This window comes from Flavobacterium tistrianum (assembly GCF_003254545.1).
GTDB classification, from domain to species: Bacteria; Bacteroidota; Bacteroidia; order Flavobacteriales; family Flavobacteriaceae; genus Flavobacterium; species Flavobacterium tistrianum.
The window spans coordinates 150,005-171,348 of sequence record NZ_QJRH01000073.1; the positions used below are offsets into that span (position 1 = coordinate 150,005).

Below are 21,344 nucleotides of genomic sequence, written 5' to 3' on the forward strand. Positions count from 1 at the left end.
CAAACAGAATAAAAAATCCTTTTAATCTGTATAATCTGTGGCTATATTTTTTTTAGCTCAACAATTTTAATTCTCTAATTACAACAGCATTTTCTTCTTTTGTTCCAATTGTAAAACGAAGACAATTTTCGCATAAAGGCTGTGTTGTTCTGTTGCGAATAACGATTCCTTTTTCAATTAACTGATCGTATCTTTTGTTGGCATCATCCACTTTTGCTAGGATAAAATTAGCTTCTGTTGGATATACTTTCTTAACAAAATTTACTTCAAGTAAAACTTTAAGTAATTCTTCTCTTTGCTCAATAATAGAAGCAATTTCTTGTTTTATTTTATCTGAATCTTTTAAACGTTCTTTAGCTCTTTGCTGTGTTAATTCGTTAACGTTATAAGGCGGTTTTATTTTATTTAAAATTGAAATCACTTCTTCAGAAGCATAACAAACTCCCAAACGAATTCCAGCCAAACCATACGCTTTTGAAAGTGTTTGTGTAATCACTAAATTCGGATATTCGTCAATTTCTGTCAGCCAGCTTTCTTTATCCGAAAAATCAATATAAGCTTCATCAATCACTACTAAACCTTTAAAGTTCTGAAGAAGTTTAACCACGCTTTCATCAGAAAAAGAATTTCCAGTTGGATTGTTCGGCGAACATAAAAAGATAATTTTAGTATTCTCATCAACCGCCTCTAAAATCTTTTCAACCCGTGGCTGGAAATCGGTTGAAAGTAAAACTTCTCTATTTTCTACTGCATTAATGTTTGCTAGAACTCCGTACATACCATATGTTGGCGGAAGAGAAATAATATTGTCCTTATTAGGTTCGCAGAAAGCTCTGAAAAGTAAGTCTAAAACTTCGTCGCTCCCATTTCCTAACAGAATCTGACTTTGTTTTACCAAATTATTCTTAGCCAAAATCGCTTTAACCGAATTTTGTTGCGGATCTGGATAACGGTTCACGCCATTTTGAAACGGATTTTCATTGGCATCCAGAAAAATCATTTCTGCTGTATCAAAATCTTCAAACTCATCTCTCGCAGAAGAATAAGGTTTTAAAGATTTTACGTTTTCACGTGTTATTGTATTTATGTCGAACGTGTTCATTTGTTGTTGTTTTTTTTGACTATTAGAAGCAAGAGACAAGAGAAAAGACCTCTTATCTTACTTACTCAATATCTTTCTTCTTGCTTCTTTTCTCTTTCTTACTCTAAACTCTCCAATCTTAATGTTACGGCATTTTTATGTGCTTGCAAGCCTTCAGCTTCGGCCATTAATTCTATTGCTTTTCCAATACTCTGAATTCCTTTTTGTGAAATTTTCTGGAATGTCATTGATTTCATAAAACTATCCAGATTTACACCGCTGTAATTCTTCGCATAACCATTTGTTGGCAAAGTATGATTGGTTCCAGAAGCATAATCTCCAGCGCTTTCTGGAGTATAATTACCTATGAAGACAGAACCCGCATTTACAATTCCGTTGCAATAGAAATCATCGTATTCTGAGCAGATTATAAAGTGTTCTGGCCCATATTCATTGATTAAATCTAAAGCAATCTGATCATTTTCAACATAAATCAATTTTGAATTTTCAATTGCCTTTTCTGCTATAGCTTTTCTTGGAAGCACTTCTAATTGTGATTGAACTTCTTTTTCTACTTCTGTGATCAATTTTCTTGAAGTCGAAACTAAAATCACCTGACTGTCAGTTCCGTGTTCTGCTTGAGATAATAAATCTGACGCTACAAAAGCTGGAACCGCTGTATCATCAGCAACAATTAACAGTTCTGAAGGCCCAGCAGGCATATCAATTGCAACGCCAAATTGAGTTGCCAATTGTTTAGCTACAGTTACAAACTGATTTCCAGGACCAAAAATTTTATATACTTTCGGGATGGATTGTGTTCCAAAAGTCATTCCTGCAATCGCTTGAATTCCGCCAACTTTTAGAATTTTAGTTACTCCGCATAAATTAGCGGCATATAAAATTGCTGGATTAATTTTTCCTTTTTTATCCGGTGGAGAACACAATACAATTTCTTTACAGCCTGCAATTTCTGCTGGAACTGCCAACATTAAAACAGTCGAAAACAAAGGAGCTGTTCCTCCAGGAATATACAATCCAATTTTTTGAATTGGTCTTTTTTCTTGCCAGCAATTTACTCCTTCGATCGTTTCAACAGAAACACGATCTGTTTTTTGAGCGCTGTGAAATTTATAAATATTGTTTTTTGCTAGTTCAATAGCTTCTTTTAATTCGCTTGGAATCAAAGCAATTGCTTCATTGATTTCTTCTACAGAAACTTCATAATTGTCTTGTGAAATTCCGTCAAATATTGAAGTATATTTAGCAACAGCTTCATCTCCTTTTCTTTGAACTTCTTTGAAGATTTCTTTTACCGTAACTTCAATATCACCAACAGTTTTAGTTGGTCTTTTTAATATTTCTGACCAGATTTCTGGTTTTGGATTATCTATCTTATTCATGCCTTTATTTTTTTAACCGCAAAGGGTGCAAGGTTTTATTATTCTCTTTGTCTTGAAAAAACGCTAAGTTCGCAAAGCTGCATCCGCAACTTGGAATTTGGAATTTGGAATTTCTATTTTTTATAGTACCATTTTTTCAATTGGGCAAACTAAAATCCCTTCTGCTCCTACTTCTTTTAACTGATCTATTACATCCCAGAAAGTATCTTTATCAATTACAGAGTGAACACTGCTCCAACCTTCTTCCGCCAACGGAAGAACCGTTAAACTTCTTAAAACTGGAAGGATTTTTCCAACGGCTTCAATTTTGTCATTTGGAACATTCATTAAAATATATTTTGAATTTCTAGCTCTTAAAACAGCTTGAATTCTAAATTTTAAAGTGTCAATGTGTTTTTGGATTTCAGGAGAAACTTTTGGAGAAACTGCTAAAACCGCCTCACTTTTCAAGATAACTTCAACTTCTTTTAAGTTATTTTTGAATAAAGTGCTTCCGCTTGAAACAATATCAACAATTGCGTCAGCAAGACCAATATTTGGGGCAATTTCTACAGAACCAGAGATTTGGTGAATGTCTACAGTTAGACCAAATTTATTAAAATATTCTGTAACTGTATTTGGATAAGAGGTAGCAATTCGAAGATTGGCTAAATCTTGTACCGAATTGTATTCGAAGGTTTTAGGAACAGCTACAGAAACTTTGCATTTTGAGAATCCTAATTTCTGAACCACTTCGATTCCTTTTCCTTTTTCTACCAAAAGATTATCGCCAACGATAGCTAAATCTACCACTCCGTCAATTAAATATTGTGGAATATCTGAATTTCTCAGGTATAATACTTCAAGAGGAAAATTTGAAGCTTCGGCTTTTAATTGATCGATTCCGTTGTTGATTGAAATACCGCAATCTTTTAGAATTTGAATGCTATCTTCGTTTAAACGACCTGATTTTTGAATTGCAATTTTTAAAGTACTCATTTTTTTAGTTGTTTGTTGAATTAATAGTTTGAGTACAAAGAGAGCTAGAATTAAAAAACCCGTTTGATGTACTCAAACGGGTTTTAAAATATGATGATTTACACGCATACCATTAACACATCGCTTGAGAGCAATAATGTAAATGATGATGATGTAATTGAATTGAAATCATGATTTGTTTTGTTTTTTACTTCTTTGATTCGGTTGCAAATATACTAGATAAAATAATTAAAAAGCAATTTTTATTTTAACTTAACGATAGTTTATTGTTAAAAATCGTTGCAGATGGTATTATGCTTAAGAATTTTTAAATTACTTTAACGAATTATCATATTCGTCAAAAACCAATAATACTTTAGTTCCAATCCCAATTTCACTTTCAATTTTAAACTTAATATGAAGCAGATCAGTCATTCGTTTTACAATAAATAATCCAAGACCAGTTCCTTTAATTTCAGAATGATTTAGCGAATCTGATCTGAAAAACGGATTCAAAATTGACTCTAGATCTTTTTTGGCAATTCCAATTCCATGATCCAAAATATTGCAAATTATTTTCTGATTTTCTCTTGATAATGAGACCGTAACTTCGCTATCTGGTTTTGAATATTTTACTGCATTTGAAATGATGTTTCGAAGAATTGTTACTGTCAAATAATTATCTGAATAAATATAAAACTCTTCCGAAGCATCTAAAATTACATTTAATCTTCCCGACTTAATTTTCTCAGTATTTAATTTCAGAACATCTAAAATGACAGCATTTAAATAAACTTTTTCTTTAAGAATATTCTGTTTTTGATTTTCAAAGCGAGCCATCATAAGCAACTGATCAACAAGAGAATTTAGATGGTCAACTTCATTAATGCAATAGTTTATTTTTTCCTCGTATTCCTTATTATCTCTAGGTTTGCGTATCAACACTTCAAGTGTCCCTTTAATAACAGTAAGCGGTGTTCTTAATTCATGTGAGGCATCTGAAGTGAACTGTTTTTCGCGTTCAATTGCGTCTTCAATTCGGTTTAATAAATTATTGATAGTTTTAGAAAGTGTAAACAATTCGTCCCTTGTTTTAGGCAACGGAATGCGCGCTTTAAGATTATCTTTAGTAATGATTTTTGAGGTCTGAATAATGTTATTTATTGGATTGATGCTTCGTCCTGCATAAAATCTCGCTAAGAAAAACAGAATTAGCAAAATGATTGGGAAAGTAATCAATAAAGCATCCATTAGATTATCCAAAACTTTTGAAGAATCAGAAAGAGACATGGCAATAATTAAATAACCCACTTTTTTAGATTCTATATGAAGCGGAACCTGAATCTGACGAATTTTATTTCCTAATAATTTCGTGTCGAAAGGATGAAAATGCTCCTTGCCTTCCTTGAAGAGGAGTTTTTCATTTTTTAAATTAGGAGACTTTTCAATGATTTTTTTGTTTATATCTAAAAACTGGACAAAAATAGGATTCACGTCGACAGAGTTATGTTCTCTTTCCTCCCATTCTTCGACATCCATAAAGACTACACCCCCTTTTTCTATTTTCAGCTCTTTTAAATGATCCTGAATTTCTATGTTCAAATTCTCATCTATATGATTGTAAACTGTCAGTTTTACAATAAAATAAATAGCAGAGAAGACCGCTAAAACTAACAGTCCTGTTCCTACAATATAATTTAACGCTATTCTGTCTTTAAAAGATAATGATGTCATTTGTTAATCATTGGCAATATATCCAATGCCTCGGATTGTTTTGATATAATCTTCCTCAATTTTAAGGTTCAGTTTTTTTCTAATTGCATTCATAAAAACATCTATAACGCCAGTATCATATTCAAAATTGATTTCCCAGACATCTCTTAAAATCTGGTTTCTAGTACAGACTTTCCCTTTGTGCTGAATCAAATACGCTAAAAGCTCAAATTCTCTCTGTGTCAATGAAATTTCTTCATCTCCTTTCAATACAATATGCCTGGACAGGTCCATCGTAATATTTCCGAGAGTCAAGGTTTCTGTTTGTTTTTTATTTCTAAAGTGAACTTTAATTCGTTCCACCAGTTCCTCAAAACTGAAAGGCTTTTTAATATAATCGTTTGCACCAGCTTTAAGACCTTCAATAGTTTCCTGAACCGTGTCTTTTGCTGTCAAAAAAATAATTGGAGTATCTTGATCTTTAATTCGAATGGCTTTACACAAATCAAGACCATTAATTTTTGGCAACATCCAATCTAAAAGGATTAAGTCAAATTTTTGTTCTTGAACCAGTTCAAAACCTTTAGAACCCTCACCAGCAGTGGTAATTTGATAGCCTTCTTCTTGTAAACCTTGCTTTAGAAATTGAACAATTCCTACTTCGTCTTCAACTATTAAAATGTGCATTTATTGTATCTGATTAAATTTGAATTTCATTTTTGCCATTCAAAGATAGATAATTTACATCTCATAGATAATCCACTACATCAATAAATAAAGAAAACCAGCATCTTAAGCAAATATTAAGTTAATGTTAAGTAAGGTAAAAGTTGAACTTAATCTGGCATTAATCATTCGAAAGTAATTTTGTAAAAAAATAAAACTGATGAATTTTTACAAAAAACTTTCGCCTTTCTACAATCTTGCGTTACTGTATTTTATTGTAAGTTTTACACTTAGAATGGTATTGCTTTTTCATCCCATTACTCAAAGTTCGTTTACATTTGCAGAAAGCTTAAAAATATTTTCATTTGGTTTGCTGTCAGACTCTTTTGTTTTTATACTAGCATCAGGCTTTCTATGGCTCTATCTTATTTTTATTTCTAATTCAAAATACAACAAGCCTTACGGATATATTATTCTAGCGGTTTTTTTAGCGCTTTTACTTTATACTGCTTCAGGAAAAAGCATTTTTGATGAATACGGCGGCGCTCTACCAAGAATTGTTTTGATTTTTGTTTCGCTAAAAACACTTTTGTTTGCGCTTTTTCTTTTTCTTCCAAAACATAGAGATAAAATAAGATTTTGGCTTTTTGCTTTTGTAATCTTTTTATACGTTTTGGTAATTCTTCAAAATGCGATAAGTGAATTCTTCTTCTGGAACGAATTTGGAGTAAAATACAACTTCATTGCTGTTAATTATCTGATTTACACTAACGAAGTCATTGGAAACATCATGCAGTCTTATCCTGTAGTTCCTATATTTTCTGCTTTATTTATCGTTACAGGAACTATCACATATTTCATTATCAAGAAGTCACGAAATTATATCGATGAGATTCCGAGTTTTAGTGAGAAAATAAAAATTACAGCTCTTTATGCAGTTCTATTCTTCGCGTCTTTAATAGCTGTACCAGGGTTAGCCAAAACAGAAAATTCAAAAAATGTCTTTGTTAATGAGTTGCAATCAAACGGAATCTATAAATTCTATCTGGCTTTTCAGAATAACAAATTGGATTATTTTAAATTCTACAAAACAATTCCAAACGAAAAAGCTTTTGCTTTGCTAAAACAAGATTTGCCTTCTATTTCAGGAAAAAATACATTACGTGAAATAAAAGAAGATTCTTTGGAACAGCACAAAAATGTGGTATTAATTACAATTGAAAGTCTAAGTGCCGATTTCATGAAAATGTACGGAAACGAGCAAAACATCACTCCTTTCTTAGACAGTTTAGCTCAAAAAAGCCTACTCTTTACGAATGTGTATGCTGCAGGAAACCGCACAGTTCGCGGACTAGAAGCTGTAACTTTATGTTTGCCTCCAACAGCGGGTGAAAGCGTAGTAAAAAGAGAAGACAATAAGAATAAATTCTCTACAGGATCGGTTTTCCTTAAAAAAGGTTACAATGTGAAATTCATGTACGGTGGAGATGCCTTTTTTGATAATATGCAGGACTTTTATTCTGGAAACGGCTATCAGATTCTTGATAAATCTAGTTTTGCCGAAAATGAAGTTACTTTTTCTAATGTTTGGGGAGTTTGCGATGAAGACATGTACAACAAAGCAATCAAAGTTATGAGTGCTGAGGCCAAACAAAATAAGCCTTTCTTCAATCATATTATGACCGTTAGCAATCACAGACCTTTTACTTATCCTAACAATAAAATTGATATTCCTGGAAACATCAAATCTCGTGATGGAGGTGTAAAATATACTGATTATGCGCTAAAACAATTTTTCAAACAAGCTGAAAAACAGCCTTGGTTTAAGAATACCGTATTTGTAATTATAGCCGATCACTGTGCTTCTAGTGCAGGAAAAACAGAGCTTCCTTTAGACAAATACAGAATTCCGGCTTTAATTTATACTCCAGGTATGAAGCCTGAAAAATACAACAAATTAATGTCGCAGATTGATATAATGCCAACATTGTTCGGATTATTGAACTTTGATTATGAAAGCAAATTCTTTGGACAAGATGTATTTCAACCAAATTATCAGCCACGAGCTTTTATAGCAACTTATCAGGATCTTGGTTTAATAAAAGACAATGTTCTGACGATTTTATCTCCAAAACAGCAGATAAAACAGTTTCAATTAAAGCTTAATGAGAAAGCTGGAATTTCTCCTGAATTTCAAATCTATTACGATGAAATTCCACTGAAAACCGAAAACAAAAATTTAGTTGATGAAACTATTTCTTATTATCAATCAGCATCGTATGTTTTGAAAGAGAAAGAATATCAATTTAAAGATTTGACCGGAAAAAATGCTAAACTTTATGCAAACGAAGTTAAGCACGAATAAATAAAAAAAGCCGCAAACTTCTTCTTCAGTTTGCGGCTTTTTTATGCTCAACTTGAAACAAAACATTAGTCGTTTTGATTCTTCATTCCGAATAAATCTCCTTTTTGGAATAATTTTAAATCATCCTGCAAAAATTGGTAGTTTCTTTGTGTTACCGCTGGCGAATCTAAATCACTTAAATCTGGTTTACCTGCATTTACCCAAGCAGTGTACCAAAAACTTGCCGTTGCAGCAATTGCTTTTCTCATTTGGCTCTCAACCATCCCGTTCAACTGCTCATGAAGCATTTTAGCATAATCATCCGAGAAAACAGGTGTATTGTATTTGCTTTTTAACACTTTCCCGTCAGCATCTAATTTAAAAACTTTGTCTTCTGCGGTACCTAATCTTAATTTCTTGTCGATATCCAATAAAGGCTGTGCTAAAGTATGAGTATCATTAATCATGTCCCAAATTGCTTTATGAACATCTGGATAATATTGTGCCTCTGGAACATTTAATTTGTAGTTTTTAACGAATAATTCTGGCAATCTGCTTTCCCAAAGAGAATGAATTCCTTTTTGATCAGTCAATTGGCCATCGTGATTTTTAGAAGTATGCAGAGGCATGTGCGCATCACCTATATAATGTCCTAAATCTGCAGAAAGAAATAAGATTTCAGCTCTATTTTTTTCTTTAAAAGCTTTAGTCAATTTTGCCATCATATCTTCGATATACCAAGGCAAAATTCCATTATCGCTTAAAAATTTAGCATCATATTTTTGTTTTGCTTCTTCTAATGTCTGTGGATAAGTGTCAGTACCAAAGTTTTCCATGTCGAAATAATGCCTTGGGCCTTCTTCTTTATAATTTAAAGCATACTTGCGGATATCTGGAACCGAAGCTTCTTGTGTAATAAAATCAATGTGATTGTAAAAAAAGATCTGTAATTGTTTTGGTAAAGCCATTACAGCTGCTTTGTTAATACGCTCATGGCCAACATTTCCCCATGATAGCATAATAAACCCAATAACTAAAGCTCCGAAAGCAATTAGTTTTGGTCTCATTTGGATTTTCTTCATTTGTTTTTTTATTAGAGGGAGCAAATTTAGCTTTAATTAAAGAATACGCAAAAAATACTGTAATTAAGATTCTCATATTTTATCATTTTGATATTTTTCGCACGAAAATCGACAAGAAGTCCATATTAACAATAATTTTCTTTATACCTTTGATTTTGTAAACAAATACCATTTTATGCGCCAGATTACTTTAAATCTCTTTATTTTATTCTCCTCTTTCTGCCTTGCACAAGAAACTGATTTACAGCTAAAAAACATCAGTGATACTATATTAAACCCAAAGCGAACTCTTAAAGTTTCTGAACCTTTTGACGGCATCAAAACGATGCAAAAATTGTTTCCTGGTAATTTGTATCATCTTGCAGATAAAAACACGTTTATAAGCTGGAAATGTAAATCTTGCAAACCTGCTCCTTTTCTGGATGTAAATGGCACTGAAGGCGATCAGTTATTTCCGTACACCGAAGGTGTTGCAACTAGACTTTTAGCAAACATTGACTATTCTGATTCAAAAGGAAACCAATTTAAAATATTAGCTTTTAATCATTCTGTTCATGATGAGGACGGACTTCAGACAGGACGTTTTTCTGGAGGATTACTTGGTTTGGCAAAATTTGCGAAAAATGGCAATTCTTGGGATATGAGATCTTTTCAGCCCGCAGTTGCCGCTTTCGGATCTTTTGCTCAATGTCCGACTCCAAAATTGGTCGAAATTGGAGAAGATCAGTTTGCGTTTACATTATTGCATGTTAACGGTGGCGCAGGCGGTCCTTTTGAAGGATGGCTTTATTTAGTTGCCGGTTTTGATGGAAAATATCAGCCTATAATGGAAGTTGAAAATTATCAGCTTACCAATGTTCAAAGCATAAATTTGTCTGGAAGTTATACGGTTGTAAATGACAACACTAAAAAACATTTTAGAGATATAATTATCAAAACAACTGGAACATTTAATAAAGCTCTAAAAAGCCAAGACGAATTTGAAACAAAAGTTCCTGAAGAAATTGCAGCGATGGCTAAAGCAAAAAAGTCATTTAATTTTGAAATTGAAAGACGTTATGCTTTCAAAGGAAAATTTTACAAAATGATTGATAAACCAGTTGTAAAATTCTCCAATGTAAAGTAATAGCTATAAAACTTTGAGTATAGTTTTACCGCAAAGAACGCAAAGATTTTTTTAGGATTGATAATACAAACGCAAAGTTCGCAAAGCTTTATCTATATAACTTTGCGAACTTTGCGTTTGTATTTAGTCTTTTAGGTAAGAATCTTGCGCTCTTTGCGGTTAAAAAATACTAACCAAAATAAAGAATTGACAACAAAGCTAAAACGGCTATAAAAATCCAAAGAAAAACACCTTGCAATAAAGGCTTTACTCCTACTGTTTTTAAAGTGACGAAATTTAAAGTTGCTCCAATCAAGAACAAAGTTATCGTTAAACCAATTTTTGCAATTCCAACAAGATGACCAGTAAAAATGGCTGTAGAAGGAACATAGGTATTTACCAACATTGCTAAAACAAATAAACCAATAAAGTAAGGAACTTTGATTTTTGAATTTTTGCTTTTAAAAAGAAAAGCGGTCAAGATTGAAATTGGAATAATCCATAAAGCTCTCGCCAGTTTTACTGTTGTAGCAACTTGCAATGCTTCTGCACCATATTTATTGGCCGCGCCAACTACAGAACTCGTATCGTGAATTGCAATAGCACACCAAAGACCAAAATCTTTTTGTGACAAATCTAATTGATGCCCAATAAACGGAAAAACAAATAAAGCAATTGAATTTAGTATAAAAATAACTCCCAAAGCAATTGAAGTCTGATTTTCGTTTGATTTGATCACGGGAGAAATGGCCGCAATGGCGCTTCCTCCGCAAATTGCTGTTCCGCAAGAAATTAAATGAGACGTTTTTCTTTCTGTTTTAAGCCATTTTCCTAACAATAATCCGAAAAGCAAAGTGCTAAAGATTGAAAAAACAGTTAGAACAAATCCTTCTTTTCCTGCAGAAACTGCACTATTAGCGTTCATTCCGAATCCTAAGCCAACAACCGAAAACTGCAATAAAAAGGTTATTGCTTTATGATTAAATTCTACAAATGGATTCCCGAAAAGATTCACAATTAAAACTCCTAATAAAAGTGCAATTGGAGGTGAAATGATTGAAAATAAACATAAAAGAATTACAGCAAGAAAAAGTATTTGCTGTACTGATTGATTAATTTCAAATAATTGTGCTGATGTTTGTTCTTTTGTTTTCAAAATAAATGGGTATTGATATTATGTTGCAAAGTTCCGCCGTTTATATTGAAAACACCAATCGTAAATTACAATTGGCTATAACTTCAAGTTATAGTGCAATGCTAGATTTTGAATGAACAGTTCGGATAACGAATCTGATTTTCCTTGTAAAGTCGCAATGTAAAAATATCTTTCTACAGATAATTTCTCTACATCTAAAACAATCAATTCTTTATTTTTCAACTCTTTACGCACGGCGTGAATCGACATAAAAGCAAAACAATCTGAGTTCAATAAATACGATTTTATACTTTCTGTACTTCCCAACTGCATTTCGATTTGCAAATCTGAAAATTTTAAACCTGCTTTTTTCAAAGCAAATTCTATAACTTCAAGTGTTCCAGATCCGCGCTCACGGGTAATGAACTTCATTGATTTTAAATCATTTACCGAAATTTCATTTTGTTTCACTAAAGGATTATTGCTATTGCATACCAAAACCAATTCGTCTTTTAGAAACGGAATGTATTTAATGGATTGATTTTTAGAATGCCCTTCTACAATCCCAATTTCGATTTCTTTATTGATTAAAGCGTTTTCGATTTGTTCTGTATTTCCATTCAGCAAATTGACTTTTATGTCTTTTTGTTTCTGATGAAAACTAGCCAAAACCGGAGAAATAATATATTGCGAAATGGTTGTACTAGCTCCTAATCGCAGTAAACCTTGGCGTTCTGCATTAAACGAACTCATTTCGAAATCTATTTCGCGATAAATATCAAAAATACTTTTAGTATATTTTAGGAGAATTTTTCCTGCTGGAGTCAAAGCGATTTTAGAACCATTTCGTTCAAAGAGTTTGGTTTTATAAGTTTCTTCTAATTCTTGAATATGTTTAGAAACTGCCGGCTGTGTAATATACAATTCGGTTGCCGCCTTAGTAAAATTAAGGCGGAGCGCAACGGTGTAAAATACTTTTAGCCTGAAGTCCATTTAACTTTGCGTTCCTAGTATTGCAGAAATTTGATCAAAAATATGCCTAAAATTATTCCAACTTTCTTCGCTAATATTAATTACCCCTTCAAATATTGCTTGTGCAAATTTTTCTTTTGAAAGAGCTATATTTTCTCCACTTCTGTTATAAACATCCGTTTCAATAATAACTCTTTTACCAGCCTTGTTTATATTTGAAGAATCCCCACCAAGAGTAATTAAAGGATCTTGAAGATGGATTTTATTTCTTTCACCAAATTCATTACCTATATATAATCGTCTTTCATTAACTAACGATTTTATTTCCTCATCATTAAATAGTAATTCTGTTGAAATATTATTTGGTTCAATTTTAAAAGAATAAACATTTGTACTTGAATCACTAATTATAGAAATATTCGTATCTGAGTCAAAAATACCAAATCTAATTTTTCGATCATTAACATCAATTTTTCTTGATTCAATGAGAAAGTTTAAATAATTTTTCAACTTGGATTCGCTCAAATCATTAACATTATCTGTTCCACAAATTCCTGATTCAACATCACTATCCGAACCAAATTTATAAAAAAAATCTTCTTGGATATTTTCAAATTCATTTCTACTATGAAAAAATCTCAATCCAGCAATGAAATACTTCCAATCAGTTTTCCCTTCTGTTACAATTAAAATATCTTCATTAGAAGAAATTTTCTTTTCCAATTCTAGTATTCTATTTTCTTGGTCACCAATTTTATCATAAAATTTTTTATTAGCAATTAAAAGCTCAGAATATTCACTGGGTGAAATTTCAAGAATTCGATTTCCTGTCTTATTAGGCTTAAATACCTCATAAAATTTAGAATAACTTGGTGATAATGAAATTATTGTTGAAGAATGAGTAGATAAAACAACTAAAATATTCTGTTTTAAAAAAAACTCTTCAATAACTCTAAAAAACATCTCTATAAGAGACGGATTTAAAACAGAATCAATCTCATCAAGTAATAATATTTTTTTTCCATACTTTGTATTATCAACTAAACTACCAAAGCAAAGAGATATAATTGTTTTTTCTCCGTCAGATAAATCTTTTAAATTTCTAAAATCCTCTTCATTTAAACTTCCATCATCCTTTATAGGATACAATCTAGGCTGTTCATTGATTTCAACACCTTTTAATTCGTAATTATCTTTAAATCTATAATCAAAATTCAAACTACTAAATAAATCATTTAATTTGGTCCATGGAGCAACATCGATGGTTTTTGGATCAAAATGTTGCCTTCCGACTTCCACCATCTTCTCATTAACTTTTAAAGCATGCAAGAAAAAGATCTCCCCAACTATATTAGAAAATTTATCACCTTTTTTCCATATAAAATTTGCATCACGTAAAGTCTTTTTAAATTCTTCCTCATTTATAGCTTTCTTATTGTAATCTTCTTGAGTATACTTACCTAAAATTATATCTTTAGCTTCTCCAATCGATTCTAAATATTGCTCCTTATCATATGCCGTTATTCCTCCTCCTCCATAAAACTTCCATGCTTCATTAGCTGAATTAAATAAAACTTGAGATGTAGTAGAAGTAATTTCTGCGATTCCTATATTTTCCTTGAAAGAGCGAAAATCAATATCTTCTACTTCCAAATCTACACCATCAATTTTTACATTCGCCGCAATTTTCTTTTTTAAAAGTCTATCAAATCTCATCAATATATTCAATAATTGAGATTTTCCAGCACCATTAACTCCTGAAAGAATAATTAAATCTCCATCAAGATTTGATGTAAAACCTTTTTTAAATGACTTATAATCCTCATTTAATTCAAACTCAATTTTCTTCATAATCTAGAGATCTCAGTATTACTATAATAACCCATTATATTTTCTAATAAACCATTCTACAGTCAATAAAGCAACAATCAAAATCAATAACCAAACCCAATCAATAATTGGCGTTTTACTTGAAACATTTTTCTCGATTGATTTGTATTCTTTATTTTCTAAAAGCGTGTTAATCAATTGACCAGCTTGATCTTCGAAAAAAGCTTTTCCACCAGTCTGCTGTGCCAATTGCTGTAATTTGACAACATCTGGATTTACAAATTGCTTTTCGATATCAAAATCCAAAATTTCAAAATGGCTTGCGTATGAAGTATTCGAATTTAATTCTTTTACTGTAAAGTTATATTTTCCCGCAGGAAGTCCTTCCAAATTAGCTGAGAAAGAATTGCTTCCTTTTAGTAAATCGTAATTTTTAGTTTGTTTGGTGGCTGCATTTACAACACTAATTGTAAGTCTTGCTTTTTCGTCAAACTCATAATTTTTGTTGAAATATTGCGCATTAATGATAATCTCTTCTCCAGAGTTATAAAAACTTTCATGTGTTACTACCAATGATTTCTTTGAAGTCGATGATGCTAAATATTGAACTATTTTATCAATAAAAACATCATACTTTTCAAAAGACTGATTGTCAACATGACTTTGCAAACGCCACTTCCAGCTATTTTCTCCTAAAAGAAAAGCGGTTCTTTTTCCTTGATTTTCGGCGAAAGCTAATAATGGAGCATTCGTAGATACGTTTCTGATTTTTGAAGAAAGTAAAACAGAAACATTTCCGTTTGTGCTAATATTTCCAAATGGATTCTGCAAAGGCGGGAAATTTTCAAAACCAATATCATCGATGGCAAAAAGATTAAAATCAGAATGGAATTCGCTTAAGAAGTCTTCTCTCTGATTACTCATTTTAAAAATCAGATTGTTTTGCTGCTGATTTAAAAAATTGAAATCGGTATTGTTTCCTGTTATAATAAAGGCGTTTGTTCCTTTTAATTTATTGTTGTCAAATATCGGTTTGAAAGCTGTTGTGGGCTGATACAAAACCAAAACAGAAATATCTTGTAAGTCACTAATCTGATTTGGTTTAACTAATATCACTTTACGCTGAGCATTAACCTCAATCGAGCGTTTCAAAGCAGCAATATCTGGGTGATTTATTGCTGAAACAATAGCAATTGTAGACTTTTGGTCAATAATTTCAACTGCAAAATTCTTGATATTGTTGTAGCCATTTTTTTCTTTTGCCGAAGATTGAATACTAGCTTTATAAATTTGCAATCCTACTTTATCTGCGGGTAACAATAAATTTAAAGAAGCCGTTTTCTTTGATGGCGAAAACGAAAGTTTTTCTTTTGCTACAACAGTATTTCCTTGCGAAATGGTAAATTCTGCATTGGCAGTTTTGGTACCAGCATATTGCAGAAAAACTTCGACAGGAAATTTATTTTTATGAAAAGCGTATTTATTTACGTTAAGCTGATTGATTTTTAAATCGAAAAAAGTGGTTGTATCTCCCACAACCAAAGGATAAACTTTATTGACAGGATCGAATCTATAGACATAGTCGTTTCCTGTAGTTTGATTTCCGTCTGTAATAATTACAGTTGGAAAAATCAGTTTTTTGTTGATGCTTTTTAAATTCTTTGCCGCTTCATCCAAATTAGTTTGATTCCCTTTGAAATCAAATTTATCTGAAGTTTTAAAATCGTTGTCAAACTGATAAGACTGAATTTCAAATTTTTCCTTCAAAGCAGGATTTGAAACTAGTTTTTGATATAATTCGACTGCTTTTTTATCAGATTTTAAAGCAGCGATTGAGCTTGAATTGTCTACCACAATTGCCAAAGGCGTTTTGGTAATTTCCAAAGAATTTTTAGAAATTATCGGATTGATTAATAAAACCAATAATCCGAAAATGGCTAGAAAACGTAAAAAAGCCAAAAGTATCATCACATTGGATTTACTTTTGGCTTTGAAAAAATATTGAAAGTACGATAAACCACCAGCGATTACTAAAGAAAGCAATAATAAAAGAATCGTGTTTGTCGTCATATTTATTTAGTATTCAGTATCAGTTTACAGTCATCAGATTTAAAAAGTCAATTACTTGACTAAAGTGTTCAGCTATCTAGAATCAGAATAGACTGAATACTAAAACCTTTGAACCTTTGCAACTTAGTACCTCAGTACCTTATGTTAGCATTCCTCCGCAAACATTAAGAACTTGTCCTGTAATGTATCCGCTCATGTCTGAAGCAAGGAATAAACAAGCATTTGCAACGTCTTCTGGAGTTCCTCCGCGTTTCAACGGAATACCTTCTCTCCATCCTTTTACCACATCTTCTGATAATTTTGCAGTCATTTCAGTTTCTATAAAACCTGGAGCGATTGCATTGCAACGAATATTACGAGAACCTAACTCAAGCGCTACAGATTTAGTAAATCCGATTGCACCAGCTTTAGACGCTGCGTAGTTTGTTTGACCAGCGTTTCCAGAAACTCCAACAACAGAGCTAATATTAATGATAGATCCAGCTCTTTGTTTTAAGAAAGTTTTCTGAATCGCTTTTGTCATATTGAAAACCGATTTCAAGTTTACATCAATTACTTGGTCAAAATCTGCCTCAGACATACGCATTAATAGGTTGTCTTTTGTAATTCCAGCATTATTGATTAAGATATCTACAGTTCCAAAATCTGCTAAAACAGCATCAACAAAGGTTTGAGCTTCGTTAAAATCTGCTGCGTTAGATTGGTATCCTTTCGCTTTTACTCCTAAACTATTTAATTCTGCTTCTAAAGCTTCTGCAGATGCTGCAGATGAGCTGTATGTAAAAGCAACGTTTGCTCCATGTTTAGCAAAAACTTCAGCAATTCCTTTTCCAATTCCACGGCTTGCACCAGTAATAATTGCAACTTTTCCTTCTAGTAATTTCATATTAAGGTATTCGTTTTATTTTTTGAATTACAAATATAGATTATTTGGTCGTTTAATAAAATTTGTAATCCAAAAATTGGCTTAAGAATTTTGGATGCAGTTAAAACAAAAAAAACAGCTCATAAAAATGAGCTGTTTTCCCCCAAAATAAAAAAACAAAACTAAAAAAGTTTAAATGTGATTTGTTTCGTTATAAAAAATACAATGATCATGAGTACTGCCATAAATAGCATTCTGAAAATCGTAGATCTCAATTATTTTGTTTCTTCTATTTATCATTCTTTCATTGTTTTGATAAGATTCCAAAACATAAGAGAGAAAATTATGATAATAGATAATCGTTAATTAATAATATATGCCGTCATTCTAAAACTACTAGAAGCACTAGTAAACGTATAGATAACATTGCTATAAGTAATTTTAAAGTTTTCTTTTTTCACATATAATCCTTTTGGATTTGTAAACTGATCATCAATTTCTTTTAAAAATGCTGGAGCAGCTATTCCCCCTGCCCAAAAATCATGTGTAAGGATTATAGTTTTATTTACAGCATCTTCTGATGATTTTACAACGTGATTGATAGCGGCTTTACCTCCATTGAAATTGTAACTTATATAAGTCTGATTTGCAGCTGTATTAAAATATAAATAAATACTTGCAATTGATTGGTTTGCTGGTAATGCTGCATTTGCTTTCGCTACTAAATATCTAAAATAATCGCTCGTTGTTGGAGCATTACTTAAATTAGCTGGAATGTAACCGAAATATTTATAAGGGTTTCCTTTTCCACTTAAAAACAATTTATAGTCATCTGTTACTATTGGTGGTGCATTAGTATATTTAATTGTTGCACTTACTCCGTTTGTTCCAGTTGCTTTAAAAGTGTTGTTTGAACTGTCATATAGAAAATTTGTAAGTTTTTGCCCTTTAATCTCTAACGGAATTTTTGATACAGCACCAACAGGTGTAAACGCGAAACCTAAATCGTAGCTTTCATTAACAGAAGGATCTAGAGATGTAGCTGTACCAAAACGAGCGCTAGTATTATAACTAAAATCGTAATTTTTAATTTTTGTTCCATCATTTACTTCTAACAATCTAAATAATGGACTTGTCATGTCACCTGTGATAGCTTTGATAATTGGAACATTTCCTGCTAAATCAGCCCAATCTTTTGGTGTAGCTTTTACAAAACGTAGAAAATGACTATTTCTATTTGTTCTGAAAATAATGTCACCATTTTTTTGTCCATAGTAATAAAACTGAAAATCTCCTAAATATCCTTTTGCAAGAAGTGCTGCCGTTGGGTAATTATTTGCATCTGATAAAAGATGGATTCTATTTTGTGTACTAAAAACTAAACTCACGGTACTTCCTACCTGAAGGTCATATTGGCTTTGGTACGTTTTCGTGTCAATTTGACCATCTTTACCTGTAAAATCTGATGCCATATCTACTTTCTTATTTGGCAAAAATTTAAACAGATGTGTCCATCCTCCTAGCTGCGTACTATCAGTATAATAAACTGCTTTCCAACCATCTGCTGATGAAAGCAATAAATCGTTTAATTCTTTTTGACGTCCACTTAATCTATCAGTAGCATTTTGATCAAATTTTGCATCAACTTCTGGGCTAGAACATGATCCCAAAAGCAAAGCTGCAAAAGCGATCGTTAAGCACTTATATATATTTTTTACTTTCATAATATTGAATTTTATAAAAATTTAATGTCCTTAATTATTTATTACAGCATCTGTATTTTTTTGAGCTTCATCTCTTAATGCGTAAAAGTCTATATTGAAAGAATCTTTATAATATTTAACTACCAAAGCTTCTTTTGCTTTGATATTAGCTTTTGCATTAGCGTCTGTTATACTTGCTAAAATTGCATCATATTCCGCTTTAGAACTTGTTAAGATTGTAGCTGCAGTTTCTGCGAAATCTTCGTATATGTTTAATCTCGCATAACTTGTAATAAAACCTAAAGATCTAGAAGTTGCAATTGCTTCATTATACCATGTAGTGGTATATCCAGAAGGTGTCAATTTTGCCCAAGCTTGCTCATCAAAAGGTTTGGTTTGGTTCAAAATGTGTACGTATTCGTGCTGAATAGTATGAATAAATTGTGTTACGCTAGATCTGCTCTTTTTATTAAGGTTATCAACCTGAAAAAGAGACACTCTTTGACCAGCTTCTGCAAGTCCAAGTGTAACAGTACCATTTGTATTTAAGTTGACTCCACCAACAAGAACAAATTCTCTTGGAGCAATTTTTTTAACAAAATCCTTTCCTCCAATAGTGCTATAACTATCGATCCAGATTTTCTTTACAACTTCCATTGCTGGCTGCACTTTAGCTCCCTGCGGAGGGTATAAGTATTTGTTTTCGTCTACCAAATTTTGGTTCCATTCGTAATACACATTGATATTGTATGGACTTAAGAAATTTGCACCAATCCAATTGTCTAATTCTGTTTTTTGCGGTGTAGAAAAATCTAACTGACTTTCTTTTGGCTGATCTTCGTGTGCACATGACGCAAGCAATAAGGCGCCCGCAATAACTACTGTTTTATATGTTTTGAATATCTTCATAATACTTTCTAATTAAAATTTACCTAGGATTTTTTTCAATACCATTATCTGAAGCTCTAAGCGGTATCTGTAACGCTCTTCTTTTATCATCCTTTGCCAAAATGTTGTTTTTTACTACTTTCCCAAATTCAAGAGTATTATGCGTCACAACAAGATTAAAACGTTTGATATCAAACCATCTAAGACCTTCGCGGATAAAATCTCTTCTTCTTGCTTCTGCAATTGCTTTGATATACGATTTTTGAAGATCTGTTAATGCATAAAATGGCGTAAATTCATCTGCAATTGGCGGATATTTAGCAGTAACAACCGCTTCATTTAATATATCTGTTGCTGCATTGTATCCTGAAGTTCTAGTTCCTAAGAAATATCCTAATTCAGTATTCACTTCGGCAAATCTATTTTTCATTACTAATGCTTCAATACGGTTTAAATACATTTCATCATTACTAAACAATACAGAACCAGTATAAGGCTCACCTGTACGAGATGTTAAATTGGTGTATTTGAAATACTCATAAAGCTTTGGAACAAATACGTTTGTACCTCCAAAATACTGGCCATTTGCTCTAATTAAATGCGGTTTTGACCACATATTGGTTTGTGTCCCTAATATTTCATCAGATTTATTTCCTGGAAGCGCAAATCTGTATGCTGCTGATCTGTTAGCAATTGAGTTTGGATAAGATACCAATAAATTAGTTTCTTGTTCAACTCTTGAATATTCAATTGGCATTTGAGCAAAAGCTACAGCATTAAAAGCTGTATAGTTTCTGATTTTTGTTGGTTTAGAACCAAGTCCTTCAGAATATTCCAATACCTTATCCCAATCTCCTTTTATTAGGTAAAAACGACAAGCAAATGCTTTTGCTGCATCTACATTGAAGTGATATTTAGGCTCTTTATATTCACTTGTGATATATTTCATTCCTTCATTGATGTCTTGCTCAATAAAATCGAATACTTCTTTCACACTATTACGCTTATACTTTGCTAATAATTCAGTTTCTGGCTTAGTTATATAAGGCACCCCTAAATCTGTAGCTGCAGTAGCCGGATTATAACGATTTGCCCATAATGAAACCAACATGAAATGATTGTAAGCTCTTGCTATTAACGCTTCTCCTTTTAATGGGTTAAGAGTTTCTTTGCCTCCCAGCTTTTCTATAGCATCTAGAGCCTGATTCGCAGCAGCAATTGCCTCATAAGATCCGATCCAGAATGAATTTTCACTGTCGGTTCCAATTTGACTTTGCATTTCCCAGTTGAAGCTCTCCTCGTTAATTATACTCACAGATTGTAATGATTCAGTATCAAAAACGTTATCTGACATTACCTCTGCAATTGGAAAGTATGAACTACTTGGATAAGCTGTTACTAATAATTCTGATATTTTTTCTGGCGTATCTATCTGTGTTCTATTATCTGGCACCTCTGAAAGAAAATCATCACAGCTGCTGATAGTAACCAGTAATAATAATGATAGTGCTATTTTTATATTTTTCATAA

General features: G+C 32.1%; 16 protein-coding genes. 2 read left to right on the forward strand and 14 right to left on the reverse strand.

All coding sequences use genetic code 11. The features are described from left to right. Nucleotides 1-52: 52 nt before the first annotated feature. The 5 genes from hisC to DMB71_RS19760 all read right to left on the reverse strand — a co-directional run bounded on the left by hisC (nucleotide 53) and on the right by DMB71_RS19760 (nucleotide 5,841). The gene (gene hisC / locus DMB71_RS19740) at nucleotides 53-1,102 is read right to left on the reverse strand and encodes a histidinol-phosphate transaminase (RefSeq protein ID WP_111369174.1); all 1,050 of its coding nucleotides are present in this window, start codon (nucleotides 1,100-1,102) and stop codon (nucleotides 53-55) included. 98 nt (nucleotides 1,103-1,200) lie between these two features. Beyond that, the gene (gene hisD / locus DMB71_RS19745) at nucleotides 1,201-2,484 is read right to left on the reverse strand and encodes a histidinol dehydrogenase (protein ID WP_111369176.1); all 1,284 of its coding nucleotides are present in this window, start codon (nucleotides 2,482-2,484) and stop codon (nucleotides 1,201-1,203) included. A 120-nt stretch (nucleotides 2,485-2,604) separates the two neighbouring features. Beyond that, the gene (gene hisG, locus DMB71_RS19750; protein WP_111369177.1) at nucleotides 2,605-3,462 is read right to left on the reverse strand and encodes an ATP phosphoribosyltransferase; all 858 of its coding nucleotides are present in this window, start codon (nucleotides 3,460-3,462) and stop codon (nucleotides 2,605-2,607) included. 312 nt (nucleotides 3,463-3,774) lie between these two features. After that, nucleotides 3,775-5,175 (reverse strand): sensor histidine kinase, encoded by a 1,401-nt coding sequence (locus DMB71_RS19755; RefSeq protein ID WP_111369179.1) that lies wholly within the window; start codon nucleotides 5,173-5,175, stop codon nucleotides 3,775-3,777. A 3-nt stretch (nucleotides 5,176-5,178) separates the two neighbouring features. Next, complete coding sequence (locus DMB71_RS19760) at nucleotides 5,179-5,841, reverse strand: response regulator transcription factor (RefSeq protein ID WP_111369180.1); 663 nt, start codon at nucleotides 5,839-5,841, stop codon at nucleotides 5,179-5,181. A 199-nt stretch (nucleotides 5,842-6,040) separates the two neighbouring features. Between DMB71_RS19760 and DMB71_RS19765 the strand changes: the two genes are divergently transcribed. Further along, the gene (locus DMB71_RS19765) at nucleotides 6,041-8,185 is read left to right on the forward strand and encodes an LTA synthase family protein (RefSeq protein ID WP_111369182.1); all 2,145 of its coding nucleotides are present in this window, start codon (nucleotides 6,041-6,043) and stop codon (nucleotides 8,183-8,185) included. Nucleotides 8,186-8,250: 65 nt separating this feature from the next. Here the strand turns inward: DMB71_RS19765 and DMB71_RS19770 are convergent, their stop codons facing one another. Next, nucleotides 8,251-9,246, reverse strand: a complete 996-nt coding sequence (locus tag DMB71_RS19770) for a zinc dependent phospholipase C family protein (protein ID WP_111369183.1) — start codon at nucleotides 9,244-9,246, stop codon at nucleotides 8,251-8,253. A 175-nt stretch (nucleotides 9,247-9,421) separates the two neighbouring features. Here DMB71_RS19770 and DMB71_RS19775 point away from each other — a divergent pair, with 175 nt between their 5' ends. Then, nucleotides 9,422-10,372, forward strand: coding sequence for a hypothetical protein (locus tag DMB71_RS19775; RefSeq protein WP_111369185.1), 951 nt, complete (start codon nucleotides 9,422-9,424; stop codon nucleotides 10,370-10,372). A 169-nt stretch (nucleotides 10,373-10,541) separates the two neighbouring features. Here the strand turns inward: DMB71_RS19775 and DMB71_RS19780 are convergent, their stop codons facing one another. From DMB71_RS19780 to DMB71_RS19815, 8 genes are all read right to left on the reverse strand, one after another. Next, a complete protein-coding gene (locus tag DMB71_RS19780) occupies nucleotides 10,542-11,507 on the reverse strand; it encodes a YeiH family protein (RefSeq protein ID WP_111369187.1) in 966 nt (321 codons plus the stop codon). Between the two features lie 75 nt (nucleotides 11,508-11,582). After that, on the reverse strand, nucleotides 11,583-12,479 hold the full coding sequence (locus tag DMB71_RS19785; RefSeq protein ID WP_111369189.1) for a LysR family transcriptional regulator: 897 nt from the start codon (nucleotides 12,477-12,479) through the stop codon (nucleotides 11,583-11,585). Further along, nucleotides 12,480-14,309, reverse strand: a complete 1,830-nt coding sequence (locus DMB71_RS19790; protein ID WP_111369190.1) for an AAA family ATPase — start codon at nucleotides 14,307-14,309, stop codon at nucleotides 12,480-12,482. A 21-nt stretch (nucleotides 14,310-14,330) separates the two neighbouring features. Beyond that, complete coding sequence (locus DMB71_RS19795) at nucleotides 14,331-16,358, reverse strand: hypothetical protein (protein ID WP_111369192.1); 2,028 nt, start codon at nucleotides 16,356-16,358, stop codon at nucleotides 14,331-14,333. Between the two features lie 139 nt (nucleotides 16,359-16,497). Continuing rightward, nucleotides 16,498-17,244 (reverse strand): 3-oxoacyl-[acyl-carrier-protein] reductase, encoded by a 747-nt coding sequence (fabG, locus tag DMB71_RS19800; protein WP_111369193.1) that lies wholly within the window; start codon nucleotides 17,242-17,244, stop codon nucleotides 16,498-16,500. 341 nt (nucleotides 17,245-17,585) lie between these two features. After that, complete coding sequence (locus DMB71_RS19805; RefSeq protein ID WP_111369195.1) at nucleotides 17,586-18,947, reverse strand: DUF4302 domain-containing protein; 1,362 nt, start codon at nucleotides 18,945-18,947, stop codon at nucleotides 17,586-17,588. 30 nt (nucleotides 18,948-18,977) lie between these two features. Then, nucleotides 18,978-19,835, reverse strand: coding sequence for a zinc-binding metallopeptidase (locus DMB71_RS19810; RefSeq protein WP_111369196.1), 858 nt, complete (start codon nucleotides 19,833-19,835; stop codon nucleotides 18,978-18,980). A 19-nt stretch (nucleotides 19,836-19,854) separates the two neighbouring features. Continuing rightward, complete coding sequence (locus DMB71_RS19815; RefSeq protein WP_111369198.1) at nucleotides 19,855-21,342, reverse strand: RagB/SusD family nutrient uptake outer membrane protein; 1,488 nt, start codon at nucleotides 21,340-21,342, stop codon at nucleotides 19,855-19,857. Between the last annotated feature and the right edge of the window lie 2 nt (nucleotides 21,343-21,344).

Excerpts from the sequence above, each read along its gene's own strand:
- hisC (WP_111369174.1), bottom strand. The coding sequence starts at position 1,102 with ATGAACACGTTCGACATAAATACAATAACACGTGAAAACGTAAAATCT.
- hisD (WP_111369176.1), bottom strand. The coding sequence starts at position 2,484 with ATGAATAAGATAGATAATCCAAAACCAGAAATCTGGTCAGAAATATTA.
- hisG (WP_111369177.1), bottom strand. The coding sequence starts at position 3,462 with ATGAGTACTTTAAAAATTGCAATTCAAAAATCAGGTCGTTTAAACGAA.
- DMB71_RS19755 (WP_111369179.1), bottom strand. The coding sequence starts at position 5,175 with ATGACATCATTATCTTTTAAAGACAGAATAGCGTTAAATTATATTGTA.
- DMB71_RS19760 (WP_111369180.1), bottom strand. The coding sequence starts at position 5,841 with ATGCACATTTTAATAGTTGAAGACGAAGTAGGAATTGTTCAATTTCTA.
- DMB71_RS19765 (WP_111369182.1), top strand. The coding sequence starts at position 6,041 with ATGAATTTTTACAAAAAACTTTCGCCTTTCTACAATCTTGCGTTACTG.
- DMB71_RS19770 (WP_111369183.1), bottom strand. The coding sequence starts at position 9,246 with ATGAAGAAAATCCAAATGAGACCAAAACTAATTGCTTTCGGAGCTTTA.
- DMB71_RS19775 (WP_111369185.1), top strand. The coding sequence starts at position 9,422 with ATGCGCCAGATTACTTTAAATCTCTTTATTTTATTCTCCTCTTTCTGC.
- DMB71_RS19785 (WP_111369189.1), bottom strand. The coding sequence starts at position 12,479 with ATGGACTTCAGGCTAAAAGTATTTTACACCGTTGCGCTCCGCCTTAAT.
- DMB71_RS19790 (WP_111369190.1), bottom strand. The coding sequence starts at position 14,309 with ATGAAGAAAATTGAGTTTGAATTAAATGAGGATTATAAGTCATTTAAA.
- DMB71_RS19795 (WP_111369192.1), bottom strand. The coding sequence starts at position 16,358 with ATGACGACAAACACGATTCTTTTATTATTGCTTTCTTTAGTAATCGCT.
- fabG (WP_111369193.1), bottom strand. The coding sequence starts at position 17,244 with ATGAAATTACTAGAAGGAAAAGTTGCAATTATTACTGGTGCAAGCCGT.
- DMB71_RS19805 (WP_111369195.1), bottom strand. The coding sequence starts at position 18,947 with ATGAAAGTAAAAAATATATATAAGTGCTTAACGATCGCTTTTGCAGCT.
- DMB71_RS19810 (WP_111369196.1), bottom strand. The coding sequence starts at position 19,835 with ATGAAGATATTCAAAACATATAAAACAGTAGTTATTGCGGGCGCCTTA.
- DMB71_RS19815 (WP_111369198.1), bottom strand. The coding sequence starts at position 21,342 with ATGAAAAATATAAAAATAGCACTATCATTATTATTACTGGTTACTATC.